Raw genomic sequence first — 273 nt, 5'->3', positions numbered from 1 at the left:
CCCTCCGGGCGACCCGATGAACACGTTCTCGTCGAACGTCATCACGGGCGTCCCCGGGAGGAGCTCGACGGGGACCTCCTTTTCGAGCGCGGTCTCGGCGAACGCCCAGCTGGGGTAGCCGGCGGCCGAGACCGTCAGAGTGCCCGACCAGGGTTCTCCGGGATCTCCTTGCACGAGGAACTCGAAGCTTTTCCGGTCTTCGCTGATGACGGGCTGCGTCAGCACTTTGAAGCCGTCGGTGATCTGCACGGTGAGAACGAGGTCAGCGTGGAC

General features: G+C 65.2%; 1 protein-coding gene. It reads right to left on the bottom strand.

From position 1 onward, the window contains the following. Positions 1-273 (bottom strand): hypothetical protein (locus AC1RPY_RS07895; protein ID WP_481763134.1); only part of this gene is annotated, 273 nt, incomplete at both ends.

The sequence above is a fragment of the Dellaglioa sp. CoH-56-MRSF-12 genome (genome assembly GCF_056782075.1).
Note: the sequence above shows the minus strand (reverse complement) of the source record. Positions and strands in the feature narration are given on the sequence as shown.